Genomic DNA, 22,764 nt, shown 5'->3' with positions numbered 1-22,764 from the left:
TCTTACTCAATTACTATATTATGAGTTGCCACGCTTTATATAAAATGATTATAAAACTAAATTCATATAAACTTTACTTTTAATACTAATTATCATATTATGGAATGGATTTTGAGAGGAGTTTTGATTTTGGAAAGGAAAATGGAACTCACCTATGCTAGGGCGATATTTTGTATCGCAATAGTCATCGTCCATTGTTTAACCGGTTTAGTAAACGATTATCATATTTCACAATTTGAAAAATCACTTTTTAGTTTTTTACAAGTTATTTTATTATTTGCAACACCGTGTTTTATTATTTTGTCGGAAACATTATTAGGCATGCGGTATTCAAATAAAATTCCGCAAAACTTTTTACTTAAACGTATGAAATTTATTTTAATTCCTTATGCTTTATTTGGTTTATTTGTCACTTTCAGGCTATTTCTTGGTGATAGTTCAGATAAATCATTTTGGGAAATCTTTTTAAATATCGTCTTAGAAGGTAAATTTTTCGGTTGGTTTGTACTCGTTATTTTTCAGTTTTACATATTACATCGCTTATTTTATAAATTATTGAGTAAGGCCAATCCTATAGTTGTACTTGTCATTACTTTTATCATTAGTTTTGGACATTCTTATTTAATGTATTACAGTAATGATTATCTTGCATTCTGGGATTTTTATCCATTATTTAGTAGAACGATTATTTTATATTGGTTATTTTACTTTGTTGTCGGTTTCTATTTCGGTAAATATTATGACACTGTTATTCAATTTTTAAAACGTCATTTAGTTTGGTTGCTATTGATATGGCTATTGGCTTTATGTTATATGGCATTTAACTTTTCTTATTTAGATGTACATCTGAATGAATCTAATCGATTTGACTTAGTCTTATTTTCTGCAATCAGTTTTGTATTTATCGTCTATATATCGAAATTTTTAACTCGATTTAATTTAGTGTTTGTGTTTTTAATTAGTGAAATATCATTTTTCATTTATTTAGCACATCAGATTATTGTAGACTTTATTTCTAGATCGTTGGCATCATTTGTTACGTTCCCAACACTATTTTTAATTCTAAGTACTATTTTCACACTTGGATTTTGTATTGGATTAGCGATAATACTATCTTTTATTCCATATGTAAGAATTATTGTAGGAAGAAATACGCTACATCCTATGGTTGTTAATAACTATAAACATCATAGTTAATGTGCAAAAGTTGCTGTATAAACAAAGCATTTCAAATTAACAAGCCAGTATAAATCGAACGATTTTAAATAAATAAAGGACGCATCCACTTCATATGGATGCGTCCTTTATTTTGGGCTTGAGCATTATTGCTCATCCCTTAGTTATTTGATATTTTAATCATCTAATAAATGATAAAATTGTTCAATTGCTTCTTTATTATATAACTCCGGATCAAATTTAGCATAAGCAGGTGTTTCCTTATTAATAAACTGTTGTATGCTTGTTTGTAATGATTCAGCATCGTTAAAACTCAACATACCGTATTTACCATAGTCAAGGACATATTGATTGGCTGGTATATCTGATGCCAAAATATCTATGCCTACAGTTAACGCTTCTAATAAGACCATTGATTGTCCTTCGTAATAAGATGGTAAAACAAATAAATCACAGTCTCTCATAATATTAAATGGGTTTCTTTTTTGCCCCATTAAAAATACATGTTCTGATAAATCTAATGAGTCAATTAACTTACTTAATTGGTTTTTGAGTGGACCATCTCCTAAAATATATAATTTCGCATTAGGATTTGCTTCCACGACACCGCTAAACGCTTGAATTAAATTATCAAATCCTTTTTCAGGTGATAATCTTCCCATAGTCATCACTTTAAAATCAGCTTTATGGAATGGCACGCTTGTAATTTGCTTATCCTGTTCTCTAACGATGACACGCTCACCATTTTTCATAAAGATATCATTATCTTCATCCACCAAATTATAAATTCTATCCAAATTAATTGTATTCATCGATGATTTAAATTTTTCTTTTGTTTTTCTATTTGCTATTTTTTTAACATTTTCTTGCTTGGTCACTTCAGAAACACTTACGAGCTTATCATAATAAGGATACAAGGACATTACACCTTTTAAATTGGCATAATGTGGTCTCACACCGTTCACTTTACGCTCCATATCCATTTTCATATCACTGTGTAAGTAGATTAATTTTCTTTTAGCATTACTTGCTAACAAGATTTCAGACCAAAACATCGCATAACCACTAAAATCCATAACTACATCAAATTCTGAATTACCAAACACTTTTCTAAATTCGCGTTGATACATTGCTTCAGGATAAATTTTTTCTTCAATTTTCGATTTGATGCCTCTATTGCGAACCAATAGATTACGATAGTATTCTGAAGTGTTGGCTAACAATGGGCCTCTTCTTAAAATAACTCTCACATTGTCATTTAAGCTATATAAATTATCTATGACGTCTTTATTTCTATTAAATCCAAGGTAAACTGTAATATCATATCTATCATAATCAACATTTTCTAATAAATTTAGAATCGATGTTGTTATGCCATTAGGTTTCATACCACCCGGATATATTAAAATACGCTCTTTTCTATTATTTTGATCACCTTTTTTGGGTGCGTCGTGATGAAACACTTGGTTGACGACTCTTTCCGTGACTTGACCATCATCATAATTCACAAATTTTTGTTTATATTTTTGATAGTTTCCTTGATATTGCGCTAACATATTTTGTGATTCTTTGACAGTAGCTACCAATGCTTCAATTGAGTGTACACTTGGCCCTGGGAGACTATCCACAGAAAGATAAAATCCTCTGTCTTCTTCATAGGCTTTATAATCAGGTGTATAAAAAATTATAGGTTTATCTGTAACTAAATAATCAAAAAAGATACTTGAATAATCAGTTACGAGCAAATCAACAATACTGAGTAATTCATTCGTATCAAATGTATCCTCTACTAAGTATTTCTTTAATTTTTTATTACCTACTGCTTTTTTATAAATAAACGGATGCACTTTTAATAATACTTGGTAACGTGTTTGTTTATTTAATGCTTCAATCAGCGCTTCAATTTCTTCAATATTATCTTCTGGTGAACTCACTGTTTGGCCACGCCACGTTGGTGAAAAGAGTAAAATCGGTGCATCTGTTAATTTAATGCCTTGTTTTTTTAATTTTTGTATAACTTCTTTTGACTGTGCATTTAATGTAGCATCTATTCTAGGATAACCAATTTCTAAAATTGCTTCATCGTTTAAACCGTCTAATTTAAATGCTTTTTTAAAAATATCTGTCGTATGTTGGTTAGGTGAAATGATATAATCAGAACTTAAAAAATTGCGAATTGTATTTTGTGATTCTAATAAATTTTGATTGATATCTAAACCCATTGCCTTTAATGGCGTACCATGCCAAGTGTTTACATATATCTGATTTGGCTTTTTCGTAAAATACGTTGGAAATGTCGCATTATTAATAAGATATTTACACTTTGTTAAATAATGTAAATAGTCTTCACTTTCTTTTACAATAAATTTTACATTTTTATATTTACTATATTTTTTAGAAAATGCTTTTTGCATTTTTTGAGATGCCACGACCCAAATATGTATATATTTTTGATAATCCGGATGGTTCATTAAATATTTAAATATCGCATAAGGACTATCCGTCATGCTTTGTCCGTCTCTAACTTGATACAAAATATGCTTGTTATCTACTTCAATCGTTTTATAAAGATTTGCGTAATGCATAATATTTTTTGTGTACTTACTTCTTAGTTGTAATTTCAATGGTTCAGAAATGAATTTTAATTTTCTTTTCGTTTGATTTAATACAAACTTTTTCGTTTTACCAATCATTCTTCCACCTCTTAGTTTATCTTATCTGTATTCGAGTATTTAATATATTCAGTTAAACCTGACACAATATCATATTGTGGCTTAAATCCTAGCGCTTCTAAACCTTTGATATCAGCACAAGAATGTTTGATATCCCCACTTCTTGATTCAGCAAACTGATAGTCTATAGATTTATTATAAACTATTTTGAATTTATCGAAAATTTCTAATAGTGATATTTGTTTACCAGTAGCTAAATTATATATTTGGCCATTCGTTGTTGCGTTATCCATCACGATTGAAACCGCTTGCACTAAGTCTTTTACGTACACAAAATCTCTTGTTTGTTCTCCATCCCCAAAAAATGTGAATGTTTCATTATTTTTAAATTTTTTATCTATAATGGATAACACACCAGAGTATGGTGAATGAGGATCTTGTCTCGGTCCATAAATATTAAAGAATCTTAAAGCAGTTGTTGGTAGGTTGTATAGCGTATTGTAAATTTTTGTATATTGTTCCCCAACATATTTTTCGACAGCATAAGGTGATTCCGGATCGATAAATGTTTCAACTTGTTTTGGCAACCCCTCAGTATTGCCATATACAGCTGCTGATGAAGCAAAAATAAACTTCTTCAAATTATGGTTATATTGACGATTGGCTTCTAAGAGATTCAATGTACCATTTATATTGACAGATTGAGACTTTATAGGATCATTTATTGTTTCTACAACGCTAACTACTGCTGCTAAATGAATGACAATATCAAATTGTTCTTGCTCTACTAATGATGTCACAAAAGATGTATTAACCACATCATTTTCAATGAAATGTGCATCATCTATAAATTTAACATTCGAACGATGGCCTGTGCTTAAATTGTCTAATATAAACACCTCATTATCATTATTAAAATGTTCTGCTAAATGTGAGCCAATAAATCCAGCACCACCTGTAATTAGTATTTTCATTTTTTCTCCTCCTATATATTCAAGTCATAAGATATTTATCGTCAATGCTTTTAATAAAATATATTACTTCATACAACTAACTTTTATTATAAAAAAACGCAATAGTATCACAAATAAAATTATAATTTTAGTTAATTAACATTTTCTATATATTAATACAAGTTTAACAATTTTGAAGAACAAATCAAAAGAAATTGAGGTAAAAACTTAATAATAATTGAATAATAACACCATGCCCTTTGCAAAAATTCTTTTCCCCCAATAAATGAAATGAGTTATAATATGTTCTGCTATTAGTGCAAATGGTGTTTAAAACGTTCAACTTAGAAAACTATCATAAAAAGCGTTCCACCATAAGTTTCCTTTAAAGGATAAAATAATACCTACATTATACTATAAAGCGATATGGCGAAACGCTTAAGAATTTTACTATAAACTATCAAAATTTTACTCTGTCGACCTTATATAACTTAAAGTGCATCATTGTTTTCTTGTGTTTTTTGATAAAAATAATTAGCAACAATAATATCTACAATGGCTACACCTACAGATTTAAAAACGGTAATTTCATCATCACTTTCGCGTCCAGCTAAATTAGAACCGATGATTTCTCCTAATTCTCCATATAAATCTTTTTCTCCAAATAAGCCTTCATCCATAGGGGTAATTAAATCTCCTGTTTCTTCTAACGCCGCTTCCGATGCTTCTACAACTACTTTATCGGCATTGGCTATAGCGTGTGAAGGTAACTCTTGCATGTCTGGTTTAAAAGAGCCCACAGCATTCACATGCACCCCAGCATCTAATGGTTTATTAAAAACAGGTTGTGTGGCGTTGGTTGCTGTGACAATAACATCGGCATTAGATATAGCATCATTAACATTTTCCATCACTGTCACATCTACAAATTGATATTGCTGTTGTACTGTTTCTGCAAATGTCACAGCTTTACGATATGTTCTGTTATAAAGTTGAATACGCTTGATATCTCTAACAGCTAGTACAGCTTCAATTAATCCCTGCGCTTGGTCACCTGTGCCTATGACACATAATGTTTCTGCATTTTCACGGGCAAGGTATTTTGTAGCTACGCCAGAAATTGCACCTGTACGAATCTTGGTTAAGTATGAACCTTCTAATACAGCTAATGTTTCACCGGTTTCATAATCAGATAATATAACAGATCCGACGATAGTATTTTTACCTATCTTTGTATTGTTAGGTGCAACTGTTACTGTTTTAAGACCCACAACTTTCAATTCATCAGATAGGGCCGGCATAACCAGATAACGATTATCTTCATTAAAAGGAAGTACATAACGTAAAGGAGTATCCGTCTTCCCTTCAGAATAGGTCTGTAAAGATTCTGCGACCGCTTCAACGACTTCTTCCATGTTTAATAATTCTGCTTGTTCATGTGCATCAATAAATTGCATAAGCCACCTCTATTCTTCTACATTTTCTGACTCTAAAATATTACTCTTCTTTTCCATTTTATTTTCAAATAGGATTAATCCTATAAATCCAACGATAAGTAAAGGAATGATAATCCAAGCCATATGATTATTGACATACACAGACACACAATATATCGCTAATAATAGCGTTATGGCCACCATATTTTTAATAAAAAGCAACCAATAATCCATTTTCACACTAAACCATGTTTGTTGCTGATTATCTTCTATTTTAATATGATATAACGTAAACTTTAAATGTGTAATCAACATATAAATAAATGCTAAAATGCCCATTAGCAACAATATTTTATGAAATATTCCATCAGGAACCACATCTGCAGCCGCTGCAAATATAATAGCAATAACAATACTTTTCAGTTCTGCATTTTGCTTCATATCAATCTTCGCACCTTTGTAATCAATTCAAGCTATAATGTTACAATAACATACTTAAACCGAATTTTAAGCTTGGCTAAAGATTAATTTTTTAATATAACAAACGGCTTATCTAGGAATAGATCGTATAAAATCTCGAAAAACACCTAACGATTCAAACAATTTTCAAAATAAGCAGCTGTATACTTTTGTACTTGTTCAAGTGTGGCGCCTTCTTGAAGTTCAACTAATTTCATAACTTTATCTTCAAATTTAAAAACAGCTAAATCTGTGATTAACGTGTTAACAACACTTGCGCCAGTTAATGGCAAGTCACATTTTGCTTTTATTTTAGATTCACCGTGCTTATTCATATGATCCATGATAACGACTACTTTCTGAGCACCAACCACTAAATCCATAGCGCCGCCCATACCTTTTACAAGCTTGCCTGGTATCATATAGTTCGCTAAATCTCCTGTTTCCGAAACTTCCATGCCTCCAAGAATTGCTAAATCAATATGCCCCCCTCGTATCATGGCAAATGATTCTGCGTTGTCAAAATAGGATGCACCTTTAGCAGCAGTAACCGTTTCTTTACCTGCATTAATTAAGTCAGGATCAACCTCATCTTCAGTAGGATATGGACCAATCCCAAGCAAACCATTTTCAGATTGAAAAAAAACATTTTCCACATGATCATTGAGTTCATTTGCTACAAGAGTTGGCATACCAATACCTAAATTAATCACCATATCACTTTGAATTTCTTGTGCTGCACGTTGAATAATCTTCTTACGCTGTGTTTGTTTATCCATGTTATGCCTCCTTCACTGTACGTTTTTCTATACGTTTTTCAAAATGCTTGCCTAGATAAATATAATCCACATATACCCCTGATAGATGTACATCATCTGGATCAATTTCACCTAATTCAACAATTTCTTCTACTTCAACGACAGTAGTCTTAGCCGCCATAGCACATAAAGGATTAAAATTACGCGCTGTTTTTTCAAATACTAAATTACCAAATGTATCCGCTTTTTGAGCTTTCACAATACCAAAATCACCTGTAATGGCACGTTCCATAATGTACGTTTCACCGTCAAATTCACGTGTTTCTTTACCTTCAGCAATTAAAGTACCTACACCTGTTTTGGTGTAAAATGCTGGAATACCCGCACCTCCTGCACGTAGTTTTTCAGCTAACGTACCTTGAGGTGTTAGTGCTACATCTAACTCACCATTAATCAGCTGTTGTTCAAATATTTTATTTTCACCAACATATGAGCTGACCATTTTATCTATTTGTTTTTTCTCTAGTAAGCGACCTAGTCCAAAATCATCAACACCACAGTTATTACTCACTACGGTTAACCCTTTTGTACCTTTTGTCCGAATTGCTTCAATAGCATGCTCTGGTATCCCGCATAGTCCAAAACCACCGGCGAGCACTGTCATGCCATCATCTAAATGCTCAAACGCTGTATGTATATCTTGAATGACCTTTGACATGTTATAACCTCACTTCTTTTTTAAAATTAATACCTAGTATTAAAAACAATTATACTTGAAATTTTTTGCGAAGTCTTTTATTTCATGTTGGCGTTTTCATAAATAAATATTCATATAATAAAACCGCCAACTACTTTTTTAGTGTTGACGGTTTTAAGTATTAGTTATTTTAAATTCAAATTATCTTTATAATCTTTAACTATTTGGTCATTATTACTTGGATAAAAATAGTATAATCCATCATCACCTAATGTATTTTCACCATTTAAAGTATGACGATTCACATTTTTTTGTGCACTCTTATAATCAGATCGAATACCGTTTAAATCAGTTAAACTCAAATCAGTTTTGACGTTATCCTCTACCGCATTAAATATTGAATTGATTTTCGGTATTGAACTTGGATTCATTGATTTCTTAGCTACTGCTTCGATAACAAGTTGTTGTCGCGCTTGTCTTCCTTCATCTCCACCAGCACCTGCTTCTTTCCTACTCCGCATAAACGCCAATGCTTCTTTACCATCCATGTGATATTTCTTACCTTTTTCAAAGGTATAGTCTCTAACATTGAAAGTTGCATTACTAACAACATCTACACCATTAACTTCATCTATAAGTGTAGAAACACCATCCATATTTATGGCTGCATAATGATCAATAGGTACATCCATTAGCTTTTCTACAGATTTCACTGCCATATCTGGACCACCATAGGCATAGGCGTGATTAATTTTTTCTTCTGTATCTTTACCAACAATTTCAGCATGTGTATCACGAGGCACACTAATCATTTCTGTTTTTTTATCTTTTGGATTAATTGACAGAAGTACGATTGAATCTGATCTTTGCCCACCGTGTTCTGAATCCCTTATTTCATCAGAGTCTATACCAAAAAGCGCTATTGAAATTGGCTCTCCTTTTTTTATTGGCCCATCTCTAAGTTCAGAATGTTTTCTATCAAGTGGATCATTAATTGAACTATTTAATGACGTAAGTTTATAGAATATAAATGCTACAGCTATAATAATTAGCAGTGCTAACGCAATAACTATTGTGACGACAATTTTCTTTGTTAATGATTTTCTCTTTTTTTTCATCACATTACTCCTTGTCGATTTGTTCTTCCTCTTCTAAATTCTATAAATTAGTGACTAACTCCTTCAGAAGAAATAGTATTTTTTATAGTTTTATATATAATATACATATCTAATTTAAAAGATTGATTCTCAATATAAAATTTATCATATTGCACCTTTTGATCATCGCTATTGTCGTCTCTCCCCATAACTTGTGCTAATCCTGTTAAACCAGGTTTAACTAAATGAACATTTACATTCGTTCTTTTTTCAATAAGCTCATACTGATTATATAAAGCAGGTCGAGGCCCAACTACAGCCATATCACCTTTTAAAATATTTAATAACTGTGGTAATTCATCTATAGATGTTTTTCTGATAAATTTTCCTGTTTTAGTAATGTAATCTGTAGGATCTAACTTATCAGTTGCAACATTTGGTGTATCTTGTCTCATTGATCTAAATTTATAAATTTTAAATAACTTGTTTTTTAATCCTGGTCGATCTTGTTTGAAAACAATCGGCCCTTGGGATTCTATTTTAATTGCTATAGAAACAAAAATTAGCAACGGAGAAAATATGGTTAGTGCATATAGTGAACTTAAAACATCGAAAAGTCTTTTCATAATTATTTCATATTCCTTTTATATTCTTTTATTTCTTCTTTAATACCTTCTTCAAAACTCATTGGGGTATAACCAAAATCTTCAGTTGCTTTTAAATGGGTAAAATCTTTATTTTCCTTCATTCTAAGCACTTGTTCCTCATTCAAAGGAAATTTAGGTATTATTTTTCTAAATAATTTAACAAAGTAATAGGAAAAAAAGATAGGTAATTTAATTAGTACAATTTTTTTATTTAAATATTGGGAAACTGTATTAATCAAACTTTTGTATTTTTCAGGATATTTACCTGATAAATTATAGTTTTGATTTTTTGTTACTTCTGAATTTTCAATTACTTGAATATAGGAACGTGCTAAATCTATTGCATTAACTGGTTGCATCAGATTTTTCCCATTTCCAAAAATTGGATAAATTGGGAATTTGTCTATAAATTTTATGAGTTTATTCATATTTTTATCTCTACTAGAACCATATATCATAGTCGGACGTAAAATTGTGATATTTATTTCGTCTCTAAGTTCAAGCAATTTGTCCTCTATTTCTATATATTCTGCTGATGCAGATTTAAATTTGGAATATCGTCCAGTAGTATGAATTGCTATAATCCAATTGACCTTATTTTGAACTGCTTTTTCAAATAATATTTTACTCATTTGAATTCCAGCTATATGCAATATTATATCTATATCTTTTGTTATTTTATTTACAAATTCAGAATCGTTTAAATCACCATGATGTTTAATTATATTTAATTTCGATTTAGTGATAAATTCATCTAAATTATTTTTTCTTACTGTTATATGAACTTCATCAAATAATTTTGAATTTTCCTTTTCTAAATTATTTAAAAAAATTCTACCTGAATGGCCATTTGCTCCAGTTATTAATATCTTCATTAACGCCCTCCTGAATTCACTACAAAAATTAATCTCTTATTTTTTTAGTAAATTTGTGTATAATTTTTCCATATCTTCCCAAATTATTTCATTTGAAAAAGATTTTTCAACTCTCTCTTTACCATTTTCCCCTAATTTTTTACGGTAATTATCATCATTAATCAATAATTCTATTTTTTCTACTATTGAATCAACATCATTTTTTTCTACAATAAAACCTGTTTTTCCATTTATAACTGTATCTCTTGCCCCAGTTACATTTGTAGTTATAACTGGAATTTTTAATAATTGCGCCTCAATACTTACATTTCCAAATCCTTCTCTATATGTTGGAAAAACAAACACATCCATATTATTAAAATAGGCAACTGGATTATCAACACGGTTAACCCATATTATATTAGTATCATTCTTTAATATTTTTATTTCTTCCTCACTGATAGTATTAGCTTTTTCAAAATCACCAACAACCAATAATTTTACATTATATTTTAGTTTTTGTAATTTTTGAAAAGATCTAATCAACTCACTTATCCCCTTATCCTTTACTATTCTACCAATGTATCCAATAACAAATGAGTTATTTAATTGTTCTTTGATATTAATATCAATTTTATTATTCAAATCATTAAAATCTTTCAAATTAAGTCCATTGGAACTACCCTGTCCTAATATTGTGATTTTACTCTCTTTCGCTAATCCTAACTCTATAATTTTCTCTTTTAAACTATCAGATATTGCTATTATGTCTGTAGAACACATCATTGCTATTTTTTCCATAATGTATAATATTTTATATTTCAAACCTGTAACTGTTTCTAATCTTAAACCTCTAACTGTGTAAATTCTATTGGGTCTCATTGTAATAAATGCCGCAATTGTCCCTAGTAATCCGGCTTTTGGAGTGCCCGAATTGACAATTAGCGGTCTTTCTTTAAGAAACAAGACTATTAGATTAACTAATGATTTTATATCTTTTAATATTGATATTTCCCTTTGCATATTTATTATCCTATAAGCACATTCATCATACTTTCGTATTTCTTTTCCATTAGAAGATATAATACAAGCATTAAATCCTTTTTCCCTTAGAAATTCTATTTGCCCTTTCATCAGTGGAATACTTTTAGAAACAGTGACTAAATGAAACACTTTTTGATTTTTCATACAAAACCCCACAATTTAATTTTATACTTATAATCTCCATAATCTCTGACTTTCAATAAGATCATTACTGTTGATTATTCCTTTAATATCAGAAACTACACCATTACTTTTCGCTAAATTAATATACTCCTTTTTATTATCCATATAATCTTTATGTGAAACTGCAAAAATTAATGCGTCTGCAGGTCTTAAATCTTTTTTATCTGTTAACTCAATATTAAATAACCTACTTGCTTCATTTTTATCCGCTTCAACATCATTCACTGTTACGTTTAGTCCATATTCTTTTAATTCTTCAATGATGTGAACAACTTTTGTATTTCTTAAGTCTGGACAATTTTCTTTAAATGTAAGACCTAACATATTTACTGTCGCACCTTGTACTTCTAATCCTTGTTTCAACAGTTCTTTAATAACATTAGAAGCAATATGTTTTGCCATATTATCATTTATTCTTCTTCCTGCTAAGATTACTTCAGGATGGTGACCAACTTCCTGAGCTTTATGTGTTAAATAATATGGATCTACACCAATACAATGCCCACCTACTAATCCTGGCTTAAAATTCAAGAAGTTCCATTTTGTTCCTGATGCTTTAAGTACTTCATTAGTATCTATATCTAATTTATCAAAAATGATTGCTAATTCATTCATTAGAGCAATATTTACATCACGTTGTGTGTTTTCAATGACTTTTGCCGCTTCTGCTACTTTAATAGAAGATGCTTTATGAACTCCCGCTGTGACGACTGAGCTGTATACGTCTGCAACTACTTCTAACACTTCAGATGTTTGACCTGATACTACTTTAGTAATTGTTTCGAAAGTATGTACTTTATCTCCTGGATTAATTCTCTCAGGTGAATAACCAACAAAAAAGTCTTTACCACAAACGAGTCCAGAATGTTTTTCTAATACAGGTACACACTCTTCTTCTGTTGCACCAGGGTATACAGTTGACTCGTAAACTACTATTGTGTCAGGCGTAATGACTTTCCCAACTGTTTCACTGGCTTTTAATAATGGTAATAAATCCGGTTTATTATGTTTATCGATTGGCGTAGGTACAGCCACAATAATAAAATCAGCTTTTTTCAAATCCGCTGCATTTGAAGTGTACTCTATATTAGTTTGCTTCAATTTATCTTCTGTAACTTCATTTGTTCTATCGTAATTATTTTGTAGCTCTTGAATCCTTGTTTCATTAATATCAAATCCGATTACCTTATGTTTATTCCCAAAAGTCACAGCTACTGGTAAACCTACATAACCTAATCCAACTACAGCAATATTTCTATTCATTTTCTTATCCCCTTATTTAATGTTATTAATTGCAAATCTTTTTTTTCCACCAGATGTTGAAGGTATCTTATTGACAAATTTAAAATGAAAATTAGTACTTGTACCAAACCTGAATTTCAACTCATATTTTAATTTTTTAATAATATTATTTTTATCTGCATTATTACTAATTACTAAATACACTATAATATTGTCAATTTCATTCTGTACAAATTGTGATTCAATAACATCATTCTCAACAAATCTTATTGCTGTTGATAAATTTACATTAGTTACAATCCCTTTCTCTCTAGACTGTAAAAAATCATTATTACGACCAATAATTCTTTTAATCTTTATATCTTTTTGCTTATAATTTACAGGTAGTACATTTTCTAATTCTACTGAATCTCCAATTTTATATCTCAATAATGGTGTACTAGTAGTATAAAAACCTGTCACTATTAACTCATAGATATTACCATGAATTTGTTCAAACTCAAATACTCCAGTTGCTACATTAATTTCTAGCTCGCCTTCTTTGTTCTCTGTAATAAAAGGTGCTCCTTCAGAAGAAGCATATTGATTACGCACTGGACAATTAAAAGCTTTTTCAATATCATCCCTCATTAAATCAGTTAAAGTTTCTGCATTCGGAAAAATAGCAATCGGCGTAAAACTTAATTCTATATCGTTATCTAAAATATATTTCGCAATCCTATGAATGACTGTAGTATATCCATCCAAAGTTTCAGGCTTGAATTTGTTTAATTTTTTAATATAGTATTTAAGATTTTCACCATCTGCATGATATGCAGATATCATTAATTGATTTAGTGGTTTATTATATCGCCAAAATACTTTCTTTTTTTGTTTAATAGGCACAATTTTTCTGCCTCCTACGCTAACTCTTTTCATACCTTTATATACTCCATGTTGTTCTTTGAAGTAATCAAGGTACGCTATTTTTCTAGACATATCATATGCATTAGTATAGAAAACCATACTTTTACCAGTCGAACCACCAGTACCCATTTTTATAAGTCTATTTTTCTTTTTAGTAATAATTCTATCAACATTTTTTCTAATATCATCTTTCGTAATTTCAGGTAATTGGTTTATATTTTCCACAGTGATTTTTATATCACTTAGGTTATTTTTTTTAATTATTTCAGAATAGAATTCACTATTTCTTTTGATATAATTATAAAATTCTTTAAATCTGTGATTTTGTAGTTCAAAAAAATCATTACACTCTCTAAGTTTCTTTATTTCTTCAAAATAATGTTTAGTATATCTTTGTTTTATGAATATTTTACCTTTTATTGAAACCATTAAATTTTGGAAAATTATTGGTGAATGATTATATATATATTCAAGCATTTTTATTTATTCCTTTCGCTAAATAAAAATCATTTATTATTTTTTTATAATTTAGCAGCGCCTGTTCCCTTTCTATTTGAATATTTTTCAGGTTATAACCCAAAATGTTTTTTTTGTTTTCTAAGATGTTTTTTTCTCGATATTTTTTAGACATAATAGATTTTTTAATTAGTTTTGCTAATTTAACTGCATCTTTTGGTTTAAACAAATATTCTTTATTAACGCTATCCGAATTACCACCAGCTTTGGATGCTAATGTAGGCACTCCATTTCCTATTGCTTCGACAATTGCTCGACAATGCCCCTCTGTTAAGCTTGGTTGAATATACAAATCTAAATTTCTAAACCAGTTATTTAAATCTGTCTTATCATAAATTTTCCCTTTAAAAATAATATTATTTTCAATCTTATATTTTTTAGCCATATTCACAAATTTCTGGTTGGGTCCATCACCCACAAATTCTAATTCAATGTTATAGCCTTCATTCACCAAATTACTTACTGCTTTTATAGCTACGTCATGTCCTTTATAATCAACAAATGTAGATCCAATAAGTCCTATTTTAATTTTATTACCAACATCTAAGTTCTTATTAAATTTTTCTACAGCTTGTACGTTTGAAATACCTTTAAACTCTTCCCCATTACAAGGATATTTGTTACTCAAATATTTCTTAGTAACATAAATTGCTACACTAGCATTTTTCACTGCATTTTTTTGTAAACATTCCATAGGTAACGATAAAATCTTACCGAATATTGATCCATGAAACCAATATGCGTCAAATGCTGCACCAACTACTTCCACCATATAAGGTTTATTGAGTTTTTTACATATTTGAGCTGCAATAAATCCTAAAACACTTGGTAGCCTAATTAAAACACCATCGCTTTTCTTAATCGAAATTGTAAGTGTTTCAATTATTTCCCTGTGTTTAAAAAATAGAGATTTAGGTGATTTATAGCTATCTATTGTTTTGAAATTCACTTTTTCTCCATTTGACTTATTAATAATTTCCACATTATCTACATTTTTCACTCGTGAGTTTATGAGCATTTTATCAAAAATTGTTAAATATCTATTCCAAATTTTGTGAGAGAACCCTATTGAATAATAATTATCTTTATATTTTTCAACTGGGAAATCATGTACAAAGAGTAATTGCATATGAACCCCCCCCTTCCCTTCATTATTTATAATATTCTAAATACCAATCAACAAATTTATTTACACCATCTTGAATTGTAGTTTCTGGTTTAAAATCAATATCTCTAAACAAGTCATCTACATTTGCATAAGTTTCAGGTACATCTCCTGGTTGTAAATCCATGTAGTTTTTCTTAGCTTCTTTTCCTAATTTATTTTCAATTGCTTCTACAAACTCCATTAATCTGACTGGACTGTTATTTCCTATGTTATATATTTTATAAGGAGCATAAGAAGAACTAGGATCTGGATTTGCTCCTGACCATTCTTTATTTGGCGATGCAGGTTTTTTCACTAATCTACTTATTGCTTCTACAATATCATCCACATAAGTAAAATCTCTCATCATATTCCCGTGATTATAAACATCTATAACCTCATCATTTACAATCGCTTTTGTGAATTTAAATAGTGCCATATCTGGTCTTCCCCAAGGTCCGTATACTGTGAAAAATCTTAAACCGGTAGTTGGCAAATTGTATAAATGACTATACGTATGTGCCATTAATTCATTAGATTTTTTAGTTGCAGCATATAAACTTAATGGATGATCTATGTTATCCGAAGTGCTAAATGGTTTGGAAGTATTTGCGCCATATACAGAACTTGATGATGCATAAATTAAATTTTGTATATCAAAATGTCTGCAACATTCAAGTATATTAGCGAAACCAACAATATTAGCATCTATATACGCTTTTGGATTATCTATGCTGTATCTAACACCCGCTTGAGCTGCTAAATTAACAACCACTTCTGGTTTTTCATCTTTAAATATTTTTACTAAATCTTCGTAATTTTCTAATTTTAATTTGTAAAAAGTAAAATTCTCTTTTCCGATCGATTCTAGTCTATCTTCTTTCAAAGAAACTGAATAATAATCATTTATGCTATCTACACCTATAACATGATGTCCTTGTTTAATTAACTTTTTCGCAAGATGTGATCCAATAAAACCTGCAGTACCTGTGATTAAAATTTTCATGAAAATACAATCCCTTCATCTATAAAGTTTTACTCATATAAATTTCTTTTAATTCTTGTGTAGTCATATTGATATCAAAAGCATTAGAATCATTAAAACTTACATGCTTTTTTCCTGAAATTAGCTTTTCAATAGTTGAGGCCCATGTTTTTGGATTTAATTCTAATTCAAATGAAGATTCTGTAAAATATTCATTTACTTCAGCATTTTCTTTTATATTCGAAGATATAACAATACATTTGTGAAGATGCGCTTCTATCAATGCTCCAGGTAACCCCTCTAATTCACTAGGAAATAAAAAATATTCACTCGTTTTTAAATAATCTAATGGATTATTTACTTCTCCAATAATCTTAACATTTTTATTTAAATCTCTTTCATTTACTATACTCAAGAATTTTTTTCCATAATCAGTTTCAATATTGCCGACAAAGGTAATTTCAATACTAGTATTGAATTCTTTTTTTAAATTTTCTATTACGTCTAACAAAAATAATTGATTCTTAGTATGAAAAAATCTCCCGACATAAATAAAACTGTTTTCTTCTTTTTCAAAGTGTTTATTTAATTCACTTATTTCAAATCCATTGTAAAGTGTTTTATGTTTTTTCAGAAAAATTTTCCTTGAAATTAAATTCCTATTTGCTAGATTACTTACATATAAAATTTTCGTACTAAAGATTTCTATAATGATTTTCAGTACTTTATTTCTAGCTTTTCTTATTTTACTATATTGTTCTTTACTATCTTTGGAAGTTCTAAAGTGTGTTATTCTATTTTTTACTTTTGATAAAAAGGAAAGTAATTGAATCAACCCACTCATAAAAAGTATGTGACTATGTACAACATCTATATTTTTCTTTTTCAATAGCTTTATAAATTTGAAAGGAAAACTAAATTTTTTAATATCTAAATAATGCATCGTAATACCCATAGACTCTAATTCATCATCTAATTCGCCCTTTTTCCCTGATGTAGCACACACATGAAACTCAAACTCCCTATTTAATCGTTTCATTGTATCAATAGTTCTTAATTCTGCACCGCCACGATTCATTCTGCTAAATATATGCATAACTTTAATCATTATTTATACCTGTTCTCTTTGAATTTATTTAATAGATATATTTTCTTTTCATTATAATTAAGTTTTTTTGTGTAATCCGCGTTTTCTAATATTTTAGTTTCATATGCCTCTATACTTTTAATTTTTTGGGCAGGATTACCACCAACAATTACATTATCAGGTACATCTTTTGTTACAACACTTCCCGCGCCTACTACTACATTATTCCCTATTGTTACTCCCGGTAAAATTATTGAATTAATACCTATGAAAACATTATTACCGATAAATATTCTATGAAAATTATCTATCTCTGGATACTCTTTTCTAAAAATCCATACCCCACCATCATGAGTAGCAAATTTCACACCACTAGTTATTGTCACATGATTTCCTATTTGAATCAGATAAGGCTCAGATCCAAATGTTGATTTATCAACACTTAAAAACCTACAGTCATTTCCAACTTTTACGCCCAATTTCCTTATTTTCTCTTCAGTCAGATTCTTCTTCATTAACTTTAAAAATAATTTTTTCATTAATTATCACCTCAAAATATTCTTTTGTAAAAATAGTAATAGCTTATTAAAGCAACAAATTGTGAAAGAGTAATAGTTAAAGCAGCACCTAATAAAGAGTATTTTGGTATTAAGAAGAAACTAAATATCAAAATACAAAACAATAGTATTAGAGAAATTTTGTAGTTCACATTATACTTTCCTGTAGCTATTATAGTTGTCCCCAAAAAAACACCACTGAGTATAAAAAGCAAACCAAAAGAAAGAATGATTAATATTATATTATTTTCACCATATTCTTTTCCAAATAACAATGATAACAATGGCTCACCTAAAAACAAACTCAATATTACCGAGCACATACCAATGAAAATTCCTATAAACACCATTTTTCTAGTTAACTTTTCAAACTCAATTTTATTTTCATCTTTATATAATTTTCTAAGTTTGGGTAAAAAAACTTGACTGATTGAATTTGCAAATAATCCCCCAATTACCAAAACATACGCTATTGTAGAAAATATACCTAATGTATATTTTCCGAATAAATTTTCTAATACTATCCTAGGAATTCCGGTGTTTAATGATCCTAATGCACTTGAAAAAGCAAGAGGTATTGCAAGAATAAAAATCTCCTTAAATTTTGCAATATTACTATTATAGTGTAGTTTCACATTATAATATTTATTTAGATACCATCTATCGATAATGGTAAATGAGAATATACAGGCTATTACTAAAAATAAAAGTGCCATATTCAAGTTGTGTGAAAAAGAATATATAATATAAAACAAAATTAAACTTAGTATATTATAAATACTCATTGAAATTCCAAGTAATTTGAGACTCTCATTTTTTTGATATATTCCATAAGGTACTTCTTTTATATTTTCAAATAATTTTATTAACGATACTATTAATATAGTAGTTAAATCACCATTCCCTAATATATAAATAAAAATTGCAATAAATATTAAAACAATAATATTTATTAAAAAAATTGTTGATATATATTCATTCGGACTATATTTATCATTTGTGACAATTACAGACCTTATTTTTAGGGATATAAATAAAAAAATTGGAGCAGTTATAACTAAAGCATAATTATAACGTCCTACATCCTCAGGTGTTCCTAATCTAACTATTACTAGTAAAATTAAAAATTTGCATAATGCAGACACTATATTAGCTACAAACATATAATTAAAATTTTTCACCAATTCAATCAGCCTTCATTTCTTTTTTTATATAATTATCTATAAACAGTAATATAACCACTATTACAATGATAATTAATATGTATGCAGGTACGAATGAAAATGCATTTCTTATATTATTAATTAATACACTTACAATTGCAGTCCCCATTGATAGCATTTCAAACGATTTAAAATTTGTGAATTTCCAAAGTAAAAGCACTAATAATACCATTACAATAAATACTCCAATAATTGCACCGTTGTAGTATGCTTCTGCAATTACATTAAAACCCATATCAGGTAGTCTATATCTAAAGCCATAACCAACCATTTCATAGTTTACAGGTTGTAACCCAGGTATAATATATGAAAGTATATTTTGGATAGGTGCTAAGTAACTTTTGCCATAAGCTATACTTTCCCCACCATCGATCCACCTAGTTACATAACCTAAAGGACGAAGTGTGTAACCTATTTCAACAAGTGAAGAAAACCAATTTATATCAATCTTTTCAAGCGAGCTACTATCCATATTTCTGAAGACTTTAATAAATGGTATTACAAAAAACAATGTAAAAACCATTGTAATTATCATCCACCATTTAATTTTATAATTCCTTACTATTAATACTCCAAGTGCTGATAGAATGGGATAAAATACTTCTCCTCTATTTCCAGTCATTAAAAAAAGTAGTATCTGTGGAGTTAATATAATTACTAAATATTTAATATGTTCTTTTTTGACATTAGTAAATGCAAAAGCAATACCAATTGAAAAAAAGAATATACCATACGTATACATTGGCAATTCTTGTATACTACTTACATAATCCCCATAAGTATTAATCGCTAACTTGCCAGTTACAATATAAAAAAGAAATTGAACCGTAAATCCAATAATCAAAAATATTCCTGTATAATAAAACAACTTATTCCCGCTTTTTTTGATATCAAAATTTATACTAGGATTCACTTTGCTAAACACACTAATAAAATTACTTAAAATTGTAAAAATTAATATCGCAAAAGTAGCAATGCTAAACAAATTAGATGTATTTATATTGTACCAAGATAAGTCACCATGATACTCTACTAAAGGATTTACTAAAAATATATTTGTTACAAATACACCAAAATTAGTTAAAAATAAATATATTAAATAAACTAATAAAAAGCCTTTTCTTTTTTTGTAAAGTAAATACACGGTTATAGCAATAGTTATACATAATGAAATTGTAACAATTCTAAAATCTATCAAATTATTTAAATAACCGATAAATGCAATTATACTAAATAATACTGTAACAAAATTTATAATTAAAATTACTTTGTCCTTTAGTTTCATTTTAAAACCCCAATATACATTTTTATATTTATCTATTTGCTATCTTTAAGAGTTTTTCTTTCGAAAAATTATTTATTAAATCTTCCACGATAAAATCAACTCCAGCTTTGGAATGGTAATCAACTTTCCCTCTATAAATCTTTTCATACACTTGTTCTGAATGGACTTCATTTTCATTTAAAAGTTCTTCAAATAATTTTTCACCTGGTCTGATACCACTATATTGAATACCTATATCTTCTTCTTTTTTACCACTTAAATGTATTAAGTTTTTTGCCAAATCAACTATTTTTACTGGTTTTCCCATATCTAATACAAATACTTCTCCACCTTCTGCTAATGCGCCAGCTTGTAGTACAAGTCTAGAAGCTTCAGGAATTGTCATGAAATATCTTGTCATTTCTGGATGAGTTACTGTTACTGGTCCGCCAGCTTCAATTTGCTTTTTAAATAATGGTATGACTGACCCTCGAGAACCTAACACATTACCAAATCGAACTGCAACAAAACTCGTTTGACAATGTGTGTCATTCATACTTTGAACTACCATCTCAGCTACACGCTTAGTCGCTCCCATAACATTAGGCGGATTTACTGCCTTATCCGTAGAAATCATCACAAATTTACTGACTTCTGCTTCTTTTGCTGATTCAGCAGTGTTTTTAGTTCCTATGATATTATTTCGAATTGCTTCCATCGGATTAAATTCCATAAGCGGTACATGTTTATGTGCTGCTGCATGGTAAACTGCATATGGTTTATATTTTTGCATAATTGCTAACATGCGTTCTTTATTTTGTACATCTGCGATCACCGGTATAAAATCAATTGCTTCACCAAATAGTTTATTTAACTCTTGATGAATTAAATAAATACTATTTTCTCCATGTCCTAATAAAACAATACGGTCTGGTTCGAATTTACATACTTGTCTGCATATCTCTGAACCAATAGAACCACCAGCACCAGTAACTAGTACTGTTTTATGCGTTAATTCCTTTGCTATGGATGCCATATCTAGTTCCACTGGATCCCTACCAAGTAAATCTTCAACATCAATTTTTTTTAGTTGATTTACTTCTATTTCCCCAGACATTACATTTTCAATATTAGGCATTTTAAATAACTCTACACCTTCAATATTACAAACTTCATTAATTTCATTTAATCTCTTGGTGCTTAAAGTTGGTATTGCTATAATAATCTTTTTTATATTATATCTTTTTACTAATTCAGGGATATCTTTAATAAACCCTTGAACTTTCACTCTTTCAGTTATCGTCATTTTTTGCTTTTCTTTATCATCATCTACTGCTAGTACAGGCTGCATGCGCATATCATGGCTACGTAACATTTGGCGTATCAGCATTGATCCGCCTTGCCCTGCACCTACAACCAATGTTGATTTTTTATCAATTGAATTCCCTATATAATATTTTCTATAAACTCTCCAAAATAGTCTAGATCCCCCAATTAATAATAAATGCATCATCCATGTAATAAAATATAAACGTAGAAATGGGCTATCACCTGTTATTAAAGCAACTAATATGATGGTAAGAACTATAGAACTTGTAACCGCTTTTACAATTGACATTAATTCACTTACACTCGCGTACTCCCATGCACGATGATACAAATTAAACACATATGCAAAAATATGATGTGAAACTAACAAGATAATTGATGATAATACTAATAAATCAATTGAATAGCCTCTAAAATATGGTTCTAATATGGAATATCCTAAAAATATTGAAAATGTAACAATTAGTGAATCTATAATGATTAGTATTAAAAATCGCAATTTTGCAGAAACCTTTGTCACTCTTAATCCCCT

Annotated in this window: 20 protein-coding genes; 1 reads left to right on the top strand and 19 read right to left on the bottom strand. The window is 29.4% G+C overall.

All coding sequences use genetic code 11. The features are described from left to right. The first annotated feature begins 129 nt into the window (after positions 1-129). Positions 130-1,197, top strand: a complete 1,068-nt coding sequence (locus tag KA873_RS10140; protein WP_107385845.1) for an acyltransferase family protein — start codon at positions 130-132, stop codon at positions 1,195-1,197. 155 nt (positions 1,198-1,352) lie between these two features. Here KA873_RS10140 and KA873_RS10135 read toward each other — a convergent pair whose 3' ends face one another. The 19 genes from KA873_RS10135 to KA873_RS10045 all read right to left on the bottom strand — a co-directional run bounded on the left by KA873_RS10135 (position 1,353) and on the right by KA873_RS10045 (position 22,752). Further along, complete coding sequence (locus KA873_RS10135; RefSeq protein WP_107504782.1) at positions 1,353-3,869, bottom strand: glycosyltransferase; 2,517 nt, start codon at positions 3,867-3,869, stop codon at positions 1,353-1,355. Positions 3,870-3,880: 11 nt separating this feature from the next. Then, positions 3,881-4,822 carry an NAD-dependent epimerase/dehydratase family protein gene (locus KA873_RS10130; RefSeq protein WP_210140297.1) on the bottom strand — a complete coding sequence of 314 codons (942 nt, stop codon included), beginning with the start codon at positions 4,820-4,822 and terminating at the stop codon, positions 3,881-3,883. Between the two features lie 470 nt (positions 4,823-5,292). Continuing rightward, on the bottom strand, positions 5,293-6,258 hold the full coding sequence (locus KA873_RS10125) for an ornithine cyclodeaminase family protein (RefSeq protein WP_210140296.1): 966 nt from the start codon (positions 6,256-6,258) through the stop codon (positions 5,293-5,295). A gap of 9 nt (positions 6,259-6,267) precedes the next feature. Further along, entirely contained in the window at positions 6,268-6,678 is a 411-nt protein-coding gene (locus KA873_RS10120) for a hypothetical protein (protein WP_107385849.1), read from the bottom strand. A gap of 146 nt (positions 6,679-6,824) precedes the next feature. Next, on the bottom strand, positions 6,825-7,475 hold the full coding sequence (locus KA873_RS10115) for a 3-oxoacid CoA-transferase subunit B (RefSeq protein ID WP_107504778.1): 651 nt from the start codon (positions 7,473-7,475) through the stop codon (positions 6,825-6,827). A 1-nt stretch (position 7,476) separates the two neighbouring features. After that, positions 7,477-8,172: a CoA transferase subunit A gene (locus KA873_RS10110; protein WP_107385851.1), complete on the bottom strand. Its 696-nt coding sequence runs from the start codon at positions 8,170-8,172 to the stop codon at positions 7,477-7,479. A gap of 164 nt (positions 8,173-8,336) precedes the next feature. Continuing rightward, entirely contained in the window at positions 8,337-9,269 is a 933-nt protein-coding gene (locus KA873_RS10105; RefSeq protein ID WP_119517815.1) for an LCP family protein, read from the bottom strand. 47 nt (positions 9,270-9,316) lie between these two features. Continuing rightward, complete coding sequence (locus tag KA873_RS10100; protein WP_210140295.1) at positions 9,317-9,874, bottom strand: sugar transferase; 558 nt, start codon at positions 9,872-9,874, stop codon at positions 9,317-9,319. A 2-nt stretch (positions 9,875-9,876) separates the two neighbouring features. Next, positions 9,877-10,770 (bottom strand): NAD-dependent epimerase/dehydratase family protein, encoded by an 894-nt coding sequence (locus KA873_RS10095; RefSeq protein ID WP_210140294.1) that lies wholly within the window; start codon positions 10,768-10,770, stop codon positions 9,877-9,879. Positions 10,771-10,806: 36 nt separating this feature from the next. Beyond that, the gene (locus KA873_RS10090; RefSeq protein WP_210140293.1) at positions 10,807-11,937 is read right to left on the bottom strand and encodes a glycosyltransferase family 4 protein; all 1,131 of its coding nucleotides are present in this window, start codon (positions 11,935-11,937) and stop codon (positions 10,807-10,809) included. Positions 11,938-11,964: 27 nt separating this feature from the next. After that, positions 11,965-13,239: a nucleotide sugar dehydrogenase gene (locus tag KA873_RS10085; protein WP_210140292.1), complete on the bottom strand. Its 1,275-nt coding sequence runs from the start codon at positions 13,237-13,239 to the stop codon at positions 11,965-11,967. 12 nt (positions 13,240-13,251) lie between these two features. Beyond that, entirely contained in the window at positions 13,252-14,601 is a 1,350-nt protein-coding gene (locus KA873_RS10080; protein ID WP_210140291.1) for a phenylacetate--CoA ligase family protein, read from the bottom strand. Then, entirely contained in the window at positions 14,594-15,769 is a 1,176-nt protein-coding gene (locus tag KA873_RS10075) for a glycosyltransferase (protein ID WP_210140290.1), read from the bottom strand. The genes KA873_RS10080 and KA873_RS10075 overlap by 8 nt, the downstream gene beginning before the upstream one ends. A gap of 22 nt (positions 15,770-15,791) precedes the next feature. Continuing rightward, positions 15,792-16,793: an NAD-dependent epimerase gene (locus tag KA873_RS10070; RefSeq protein ID WP_210134131.1), complete on the bottom strand. Its 1,002-nt coding sequence runs from the start codon at positions 16,791-16,793 to the stop codon at positions 15,792-15,794. A 19-nt stretch (positions 16,794-16,812) separates the two neighbouring features. Further along, complete coding sequence (locus tag KA873_RS10065) at positions 16,813-17,880, bottom strand: glycosyltransferase (RefSeq protein ID WP_210140289.1); 1,068 nt, start codon at positions 17,878-17,880, stop codon at positions 16,813-16,815. Beyond that, positions 17,880-18,398 (bottom strand): acyltransferase, encoded by a 519-nt coding sequence (locus KA873_RS13695; RefSeq protein WP_210140288.1) that lies wholly within the window; start codon positions 18,396-18,398, stop codon positions 17,880-17,882. The genes KA873_RS10065 and KA873_RS13695 overlap by 1 nt, the downstream gene beginning before the upstream one ends. An 11-nt stretch (positions 18,399-18,409) precedes the next feature. Beyond that, positions 18,410-19,597, bottom strand: a complete 1,188-nt coding sequence (locus KA873_RS10055) for a flippase (RefSeq protein WP_285159976.1) — start codon at positions 19,595-19,597, stop codon at positions 18,410-18,412. Positions 19,598-19,601: 4 nt separating this feature from the next. Then, complete coding sequence (locus KA873_RS10050) at positions 19,602-20,924, bottom strand: O-antigen polysaccharide polymerase Wzy family protein (protein ID WP_210140286.1); 1,323 nt, start codon at positions 20,922-20,924, stop codon at positions 19,602-19,604. A 28-nt stretch (positions 20,925-20,952) separates the two neighbouring features. Next, positions 20,953-22,752: a polysaccharide biosynthesis protein gene (locus tag KA873_RS10045; protein ID WP_210140285.1), complete on the bottom strand. Its 1,800-nt coding sequence runs from the start codon at positions 22,750-22,752 to the stop codon at positions 20,953-20,955. Positions 22,753-22,764: the final 12 nt, after the last annotated feature.

Origin of the sequence: Staphylococcus sp. GDY8P45P, assembly GCF_017892745.1 — a bacterium.
GTDB classification, from domain to species: Bacteria; Bacillota; Bacilli; order Staphylococcales; family Staphylococcaceae; genus Staphylococcus; species Staphylococcus cohnii.
This window is presented reverse-complemented; position numbering and strand designations above follow the sequence as displayed.